A 9369-nucleotide genomic window follows, 5' to 3' on the forward strand; every position below is an offset into this window, starting at 1 on the left:
AACCTGAATATGTGTGTTTTAAAGGTATGCCAAGTGGTGTTACCCGCAAAGCACTGCACTGCCTGCCGGATCGAGCGCAATCAGACCGGACAGAAGCAAATCCATCTCGGGCTGAAGCCGTGATTTATCGGTTTCACTGCGTGTAGCTTTCATACGCAGCAGTCTGAGGCGACGCGATTTCACTTCAAACAACAGCGCCGGTGTCCACTGCGTGAGGGTGATGGACTGCGCAGCACCATCGAGCTCGCCCAGCAGATGCAACGCCAGTTCATTCTTGCCCTTCTGCTCGGCTACACGGGCCATCAGCAGGCGCAGCAGCCATTTGTCTTTTGTGGAGTCGGAGCCCGGACGGGTCTGCAGCCAGTGTAGTGTGGCATCCAGACCGTCAGTGTCCGCTTTCTCCAACGCTTCCGGCTCAAGGGCCAGAATATCGTTGTCCGTCTCACTGACGGCACTGACCGGCTCATCCCGCCAGCCGGACATATCGTCCAGTACGCTCTGATTTATCCAGTTCAGCGTCACTTCATCCGCAAACGGCGTCCCGTCGTTAAAGGCCAGAGTTTCAAGCCCGGTAAGGCGGCGCAGCACCCCTTTCAGGTCTGCAGTGATGATATCGGCCAGTACATCCTGCCCTGACTTTATCAGTGCCTGGTGGATATACCACTGCAAATCCAGCCAGAGGTGATTGGCACCACGCGAGAAGGTATTGTCCGCCTGCTCCAGTATTTCCAGCCAGCTCTGCTGCAGATACAGGCGTTTGAGCATGGCCCGCTGGTCAGCGCGCGGCGGTTCGATGCGCGTTTTCCCTTCGGCATCTGGTGCCGGAATAGCACTCAGCGTGTCATGACGCAGGCTTTTCATCAGCCGGTGTGCGGCGAGCCAGCCATCGGGCTGCTCACGCAGATATCCGGTCAGGGTACGGGCCTGGGCCAGCAAATCCTGACCTGAGGTGATGCGGCTCAAAACCGGCGTGTCTGACTCGATGGTATGCGTAGCGCTCTGTGACTGAGCCTTATTACCAGCGTTCTGCGGTACCACAGCATCCACGCCACCGGCCTTCATCAGGCGAGACTCCAGAGCACTGTATAGTGCATTGAGCTCTGGCCGTGACGCTTCTGGTTCTGGCTCCAGACTGTCGCGGATGAGCAGCAGCGCACCGGCAGTGCGCAGTGCATCATCGCGTACTACTTCCGGCCAGAGTGACAGGCTGTCCAGAACGCGGGAGCCTGCGAGCCACTCCAGCGCCGGTTTACGGCTCCGCTCACGTTGAGGATGAAGCTGCGTTCCATAGCGCTGTAGCAATCTGGCCAGCAGTTCAAGCCCTTCGGCAAAGCCGGTCTCCCCGTCCTGATGCAGACGCGCCCAGCAGTAGTAGGTGGCGATCCGGATATCTTTGGCTGTGGTGGTCAGCAGTTTTTCGGCAAGCGTGCAAATCAGGCCGGTATCGATGCCGGATAGTTTATTGACCTCCTCGCGGATACGCTGAAAATCATCGTCATAACCGGGGTCTTCTCCGGTCGGACTGGTGTCATTTACCGGAGCAAGCCAGGGCTGCCAGTTTTCCGTGCGTGCCTGCGCCTGTTGCCGCAACTGAGTTTCGTCAGCCTGACAGGCGGCAACCAGATTCTGCAGTGTGCTCATTATTCGCCCCCCTCCATGTCATTGTTTCTGGTGTTGGCCATCAGCGCCTGCGCGGTGGCCTCGCTGTCAACACTGAATATCTGATCCGGCAGCGTGAAACCACGCAGTTCCAGCAACGCCAGCGGACCTTTTCCGAGTTGTGAGCGCAGCACCCACTGCAGGGTGCGACCATCCGGGGCGGTAAAACTCATCATCCACTGACTGCGGTCAAGCTGCTGGCGCTTGCCCTGGTCCAGCCAGCGAATAAAGCCCCAGGTCCCACTGAAATCCCCGAACAGACGCGCACCGGCATTGACCGTGGTCCAGGTCAGCATCGTCCCCGGCTTGTAGGTATCTCCCGGCCAGCGGAAGCTTTGCCAGTCGGCCATCTGGTTGAAGTAGTGCAGCTTTTGTCCATCAATGGTCAACTGGGTTTCCACCACCTGCGGCACAGGACGCGCCTGCAGTTCAAAGCTGATGCCCTGGCTGCCATCTGTGAACAGAATGTCTGACAGTTGACTCAGTTGGTTAATGGCCCGCAGGAAGGCCGGGTTAAAGTTCAACCTCTGGCTGTTGACCTTATCCGGTACCCACTGACTACCCTCTTTGTGCAGCACACCGTTGAGCTCTGTCGTCAGGAAGCGCTCTATACGTCCGCTGTCCTTACGCACAAATTCAGCCAGCATCGGCAAAGAGGCATCACTTTTACTCACCGCAAACGGGAAGCGCCCGTCAAAGGCCGTGTGCCAGTTCGCCACCACGGCGCGGCTCCATTTATCATTCAGGCTCGCCGCCGACGGCTGCAGCACCGTTTCCCAGGCCTGAGTCAGTGGCAACACGAACATCGTGCTGCCAAAACTGCTCCACTCTTCGCCAAGGCTTGCCGAAATAAGGCTACCGTATTGCTGGGTGTCGGTCAGATCGACGCTCTTGCCCTTAAACACGGTCTGGGCGAGAGTCTGCATCATCTCCTGCGGGTCAGAAGCACTGGCTACCTGCTGCAGACGAAGGCGTACACGGGTGATACGGGTCAGGTAGGTCTGCAGGCTCAGCGTGTTATCAGCCGACATGACGTTGCTGCCCTTGTTTTTGCCCAGAAGCTGAAGCAGCGGGCCAAAGGCCTCATCCAGCGGCCCCTGAGGGCCCGATGCCGCCTGGTCTATCACCGGTTTATCCTTCCCGCCCACCAGGTCTTTGGCCGACTTGATGATGGAGTCGGACAGCCCTTCGCTTTGTTGGCCGGTCTGCCCCTGCCAGGCGATAGTGTTCATCAGGGCAATCAGCGGTGACTGGCGCACATCACTCATCAGCGTCAGCTGGTCAGTCACATCGGCGATGTTGTTTGCGGAGTTCAGTCGCAGACTGTTAAGGAAGCTCAGCCAACTGCCGGCAAAGTCGGTGAAGTAACGCTCCGTCAGACGTGCTTTCAGGGCTTCCGGCGACAGGTCTGAGGAAACCGCTTTCTGGCTGTCGCTCAGCACCCAGTCAATCTCGTCACGACGGGAGTTAGCCGCTTTCTCTATCGCCTGCTGAATACCGCCCTCCCACGCCTGACGGGTAAACATGCCTGGTACCACTTCATCAGTGGTGAACAGGCGGCGGGCATCAGTACCGCTGGTCATGTCCTCCAGAGATACATCTGCAAAGTTACGGCGCACCGATTTGAGCATGTTTTCATACAGCGTACTTTCCGCGTTGCGACGCCCGATTTGCTGCAACAGCACCTGGCGGCTCTGGCTGACCAGTTGCGCATCCGGCGTGATTTTCCACTGTGGCTGTTTTGGGAGTGTGGCGATATAGAAGGCCCACAAATCCGGCGACAGGCTTTGCCACAGACCGGTAGAGATGCCCGTCCGCGCTGGCTGCACGGTTTTCAGGGTCTGCGCGTAGAATGCGCCGTCGGCTTTATCCGGCCGGGCCATCATCATCCACGCCTTCAATTGGTCATAACCGGGTTTAGCAAGCTGCGCACGCCGATCGCTGTTCGGCACAGAGTTGATCAGCGCGGTCAGTTTTTCCGTCAGAGCGGCATTGGCCGGATCGCGAATCAGGCGATTATTCGCGACACCGTACCACGGCAGCATCGCGCTCAGCAGATGTTGGCTATGATCAAGGCCAAAGCGCTGATACAAAGGTGCGCCATTCTGAATGTGATGCTGTAAACGACCCGCATCGTTACGCAGTTCATGCAGTGTCGTCAGCTGGTAATCCGATACGGAAGGATGTTCCACCAGGTTGCGTGCTTTTGTCGCGACAGAAGAGATTTGCCCGTAGTTCAGTGAAAACGAAAGCAGCGTCCCGCCCCCCCAGACCCCGATAATGATCATCAGTATCCAGGCAAGCGTTTGTTCCCACGCCATCCCGACACGGCGGCCACGTACACGGGGGCAGTCGTCAACGATACCCTGCCAGGTCGCTGGCAGAGTCAGCGCATGGCGCTGTGATTCCGGGACATAATTCTCCGCATCGGTATAAGCAACTGCGTTTTCAGGCGACTGACTTCCCGACAGGCTGAACATCAGGCCACGCAGCGGAACGCGTTGCTGGGAGGCAGACAGCCATGGCACAAGTTGCTGAGCCCAGCGGGCGATACCGCCGTCTTTGAGGTGCTGGCCCAGGCGCAGCAGGAAGTCGTGACCGTTGTTCTCAGCGACCTGACTAATACCCTGTGCCCGCAATTCCGGCAGTATCCTTTCAAGCTGGCGGGTAATATCGTCTTCTTTTGCACGCAGCGGAAAGCGTGCCCCGACAGTCTGCTCAGGGCGTTTTGTCTGCGACCAGTTGCTGTCGCATAACTGCCATAGCCAGACCGGGGCAGAATAACGCAGCAGCTCGCTGATTTTTTCCAGCCCGCGTAAATCGTTGTCACTGACCTGTGGCGTCAGGTTAAAAGACTGAGGTATTACCCGGACAATCCCGTCCAGTGGGCGTCCACGGCGTAATTTGCGTAGTGCAGCGTATTTTTCTGTGTCGTGCTCTGCGGTCAGGCTGCCACCATAAATCAGCACCGTGCAGTTCCCTTCCAGCCATTGGCTTTCCTGCAGGCCGGGAACCAGCTGTTCGATAGCGGCTTCGTCGCCAGTGACCAGTAGCAGACGGACTTTATGACGCCAGAAGAACGAGTACCGTCTTCTGAGATGTTTGTTCAGTGCTGAAAAATCATTTTGATCCGACGTTCTTTCTTCTTTGTGATTATTTTCACCATCAGGCGTAACGGGAGAGGGATTTTGTTGCCTGGACCACGTAAAAAATACCAAGGTGCATAATGTGGCAGTCAGGATGATGAAACCAGCCATCACATACCAGAAATTATCGTCACCACTATCAGAGGGCAACTGCGTTGTCTGTGCAAAAATAAAGAGTATCAACAGCAGGACTGCCACGATGAGTAGCCCAGCCCCCAGTGGCTTTGAAATCTTTTTCATGCCGGTTATTCCTTTACGGAGTGTCGTGCAACCCTGATAAATTCCGGGCGCTGGAGACGAGCTGTAATTCGCCTCAGCAAAATAGCCAACCCGGGCAATATCACTATCAGTGACAGCAGAAGAAGAGTGATCCCTGACCAGGAGAATGCCGTTGAAGGGAAATAGCGGATCATGAGGCTGTACAGCCCGGCATTGAGCAGTAATGCCATCAGAACAGATCCTCCGGGGAAGGGTGGCTGAATAACGAATGATCAGACCCGACTTCGGGGGCGTTGTTTCCGATCGTCACTGCCCAGGCATCTTCCTCGCCTTCGAGAAGTAGCCACTGACTGGCTGGGCCATAAGCAGCCATCTCAGCCGCAGCGCCAATCATTGCCCAGCCAGCAAGGCCGCCATACCAGACACATGCGGTGTCAAAGTCAATGACACCACCAGTTCCAATGCTATCGTACAGAGGAACCGGCAGATCATTCAGCACCCTATTCACTGACTGCCGTGGCGCATCTGACAGCCCACTGTGCCAGACAAGGTGTTTCTTGCTGGCAGGCGTGAGGGCCATATCCCGTAATTCACTGAGTTCCGTTGCAAGCGTACGGGTGTTGAGCGGCATCGCCCGGAAAATCCGTAACGCATTTTTTCCTTCACCCTGATTTAGCATCGACGGATGAATCATAAACAACGCGCTGGCAAATTCAGGTAGAACATCATCGGGAAGCCGATAGTGCATTGCCAGTACCAGTACGGGCCGCTTTGTTGACCCTACAAACTGATTCCAGTCACCAAAGGATGAATCTGCATCCTGAAAATGAACGTCGACATTCCAAGGTGTGAGACCTACTGACCAGATGCGATGGAATGACTGAGATTCACGATCTTTGTCGCTACCATTGGTCTGAACAATAATCTGGAGTGGGCCGGAAGGATATCGTCGCTGAATCGAAGGACTTATCTGAGCGATGAGATGACGAAGTAGCTGCTCAAAACGTGAAATGCCGGGCGTAATAGGGGCGTCCGACAACAACGTTAAAGGTGGCGGGTCCGCGCTATCCCCTGCCTGTGTATGTGCAAGACGAGACAACAGGTTCGTATTGGCAGTGATGAAAACATGGCTAAGAATGACGAGATGCTGATGCGCGCGTAAGCGCCATTTCAGACGCATACTCCGGCACCACTCATTCCAGTTCCAGACTCGAATTGCGAGCGTTTCCCACCAGAAACTATAGACAGCGATAGCTGCCGAAATGCCTGTAAATGTCCGGATAGTCAGTGGTAACCAGTACCCACTGCTCAACGAAGGCAACCCTGTCGTCGGTAATTTCAGCACAGCAACAATTAGGCCAATGAAAAGGCCTAATACGATAATCAAAAGACAGACCCAGGGCGACCAGGCCGTTGCCTGCGCTTTTTCAGGCACCTCCGGCAGAGACCATCCCATCAGCCAACCTCCATATCCTGCAAGCTTGCGATGACGCTTGCACCACACTGCGTTTTACAGCCATGTAGAACAATTCCACGCCCGTTTTCTTCATAGGCAGAAATATCGCACTCAATAATTTTATTTATGCCATGCTCAGGGCAGGTGACGGTATCATTTAAGAGTGCGGCATTTTTACCGGATATATCAAAACTGGATGAGGCTGATGTGACTTTACCACCATGTGTAGTGACATCCCCTAAAACAACTGCAAATTTACCCACTTTCTATTCCTTTAATTATAATTAAACACCTGACTCCATAGTGCTTAATTTTAGAAAACTCACCGAGACTTAAAGTCAGCTTAAATATATTTATGCCTTATTTACAACTCTGTAAGCGGGTAACTTACGTTGCTCTGTATTAAACTCATCACCAACAGTATCCCGGCTAATTAAATCAGGCTCTGGCACTTTGTCAGGTATTCCACTAAAGAGATAGGGATCCTCCCCCTGTACCCAGTCAGCTTTTCGCCGTAAATCAGCCATAAATTCCTTATCCCAGGTTGCATCGCAATACCCAATCGGCAAATCATAAGCTACCACCTGCGACATGAAATCAGCACGCATTGGCAAAGTACTATGGTCCGTGGGCTGGGAAACGTAGGTTCTCAGGCGAGCATCTTTCTCTTCAAATGTTTCTTTGCGAGTCACGGGTACCAGTCGAGGCTCTGATTGTGTCCCCAAATTCTTAAAGCCAATCACAATATCCTGATTAGGATATAGATTGATGTAATTGTCATAGGTATTGTCTTTTTTTTGATTGTTCTTCGGGTTAATCTCTCCCCAGCCATCTTTTTGACTGGCATCATGTTCAGCTCCAACTCGGGACCCATCAAAATTAGCCAATGTGGCCGCTGATAATGGCTCAGGTACTTTTTCGGCATTAATAAAAACCGTTTGCCATTCTGGAGGATCCGGATAGGTGAAACTACTGCTTTGATACTGGTCGCCTTTATCATCCCAGAAAGGTTTTCCGTCCGGCAATTTTGCAAAAGGCGTCACGGGATTTGGAGCTTCGCCACATGGAGTACTGCGAGCCAGCATCCGCTGAAATATATTTCCCTGATGCTTTTTCAGCAGAGGATGAGGCTGCCCCTGAGAATCATTGGGTAATCCCTGCCAGCCAATTGAGCGTAGCGGCCGTGATCCCATAACACGGTCATGAGGACAAAAGTAGATATAAGTGCGCCCGTGATTATCGCGTTCGGTAAGACTGGTACCATTTTCATCAGCAAGAGTGACATCAGGTCGCCAGTTTTTTTTATCTGCCGTTTGTCCGACACAAAGCCCTTCATAGCCCAGTGATGACAAATGATTTTTTCTGGAAGCGACCTTATCAACAATGGCAGACAATGTACTTTGCCTCCCTTTAGGTGAGATACATTCCTCTGCAGGAAGCGACGCACCATTGAGATCGTTGTGATCCAGTGCATAGGGGGAGTTAAGTACAAATAATGCATCAGGTGCTTGTTCAGCAATTGCTACGGCAGCCATTGCGACCATGGTTCCCTGACTGTGAGAAACAATGGTCACCGTATCTTTGGGATATTTTTTACGAATACTGTCAACCAGGTCTGCAAGACGTTTGGCCGCATGGGCATAATATTTTCGCGGCGGGGCATTGGTTAACAGGCGGTCTTTATCTTCATTAAACCATTGTATCTTAATACCGGCAACGCTCTCTTTAAATCCTTTCTCACTCCATAAAGAGTGCAGATTATTTGTACCGTTCTGGAATGGCCCCCCGCCCCAGAAAAATGGCCCCTGAGCAATAATGCTTTCATGAGAAACACCTTGCATTTTCAACTGATGATAATCAACACCTTTCCTATTGGCTAACGGTATAACATATTGATCTTCATTACCTTTCGATGAAGAATATCCCCAGTAAAAACGAATAACTGGTGATTTTTGCTTCTTAGGTGCAGGCAGAACTCTTTCTATGAGAGGTTCAGCATCTATTTTATCATCAGAAAGATACTTATTGGTTTTCAGTTCGTATGATGTCCCGGTTAATCCAAGCCTCTTATTCAGACCTTCGCAAAGTTTATCCTCCGCAATTGAAAACCACTCACCTGTCGAATTGACGCCATGTACAAGTATAATTATACCTGGTAAGTGCGGCGGCAAATCACACCCGCCTCTAATCTGGCAATTTTTATGAGACGGGAATGAGCGCCAGGAGGGATGCCCATTATCATCAAATTTACATTCAAGTTCCCGGATGGGTTCAGAATTACTGTTCATTTTTCACCACCACCTTTTTCCCACTTGACACATTGGTATACGTGATGGTTTTAGCTTTAATGCTTTTATTACACTGATATTTACTATCTAAGCCCTGAGTTAAAAGAATTGGAAATTTAATCCTATTGCTATAAACCTCATCTTCAATCCTGATTTGAATATCTGACAGTTCATTTGCCATCAAATTACTTTCCTCATGAGTTTTCGGTGGTGTTAATGTTCTGATATAGTCGAATATATTAAACCTCGGTCCATACTCGTTTGCATAAGGAATTTTTTTTCTTATCAATTCTTCTTTTACTAACTCATCAACTTTTTTTTGCCAGTCGTCATAAACGCTTATTAAGCTTCCATCTGAAAATCTTAATTTATTCACTGAATGAAGATCGCGAAGACCTACAGGGTGAGAATATACACTCTCTGTTTGAGACTCATCTCTTAAGTAAACCCCATCATTCGCCACTACCACTTTAAGCTTACTGAATCGCTCAGGGGTGTTGTACTCCTCAGCTATAATTTTATAGATAAAGGTTTTTCCATGATCTGCTGAAAAGAAGAAAAACACAGGACAACCTCTTTCTGACCTTCCGCTACCACAATA

The 9369-nt window shown here is 51.7% G+C and carries 6 protein-coding genes and 1 pseudogene; all 7 read right to left on the reverse strand.

Annotated elements, in window-relative coordinates; genetic code table 11:
* Nucleotides 1–39: 39 nt before the first annotated feature.
* Nucleotides 40–1641: a type VI secretion system protein TssA gene (gene tssA / locus WC7_RS06075; RefSeq protein ID WP_016154466.1), complete on the reverse strand. Its 1602-nt coding sequence runs from the start codon at nt 1639–1641 to the stop codon at nt 40–42.
* The gene (locus WC7_RS06070) at nt 1641–5045 is read right to left on the reverse strand and encodes an ImcF-related family protein (RefSeq protein ID WP_016154467.1); all 3405 of its coding nucleotides are present in this window, start codon (nt 5043–5045) and stop codon (nt 1641–1643) included. The genes tssA and WC7_RS06070 overlap by 1 nt, the downstream gene beginning before the upstream one ends.
* Before the next feature lie 5 nt (nt 5046–5050).
* The gene (locus WC7_RS26445; protein ID WP_016154468.1) at nt 5051–5254 is read right to left on the reverse strand and encodes a hypothetical protein; all 204 of its coding nucleotides are present in this window, start codon (nt 5252–5254) and stop codon (nt 5051–5053) included.
* Nucleotides 5254–6480: a hypothetical protein gene (locus tag WC7_RS06065; protein ID WP_016154469.1), complete on the reverse strand. Its 1227-nt coding sequence runs from the start codon at nt 6478–6480 to the stop codon at nt 5254–5256. The genes WC7_RS26445 and WC7_RS06065 overlap by 1 nt, the downstream gene beginning before the upstream one ends.
* Nucleotides 6480–6743 (reverse strand): PAAR domain-containing protein, encoded by a 264-nt coding sequence (locus WC7_RS06060; protein WP_016154470.1) that lies wholly within the window; start codon nt 6741–6743, stop codon nt 6480–6482. Before WC7_RS06060 ends, WC7_RS06065 begins: the two co-directional genes overlap by 1 nt.
* Nucleotides 6744–6833: 90 nt before the next feature.
* The gene (locus tag WC7_RS06055; RefSeq protein WP_016154471.1) at nt 6834–8768 is read right to left on the reverse strand and encodes a T6SS effector phospholipase Tle3 domain-containing protein; all 1935 of its coding nucleotides are present in this window, start codon (nt 8766–8768) and stop codon (nt 6834–6836) included.
* Nucleotides 8758–9369, reverse strand: a pseudogene (locus WC7_RS06050) (hypothetical protein); the annotation flags it as partial. The pseudogene WC7_RS06050 and the gene WC7_RS06055, both read right to left, overlap by 11 nt.

It is taken from the genome of Citrobacter sp. KTE151 (genome assembly GCF_000398845.1).
In the GTDB taxonomy this organism is placed as follows: Bacteria; Pseudomonadota; Gammaproteobacteria; order Enterobacterales; family Enterobacteriaceae; genus Citrobacter; species Citrobacter braakii.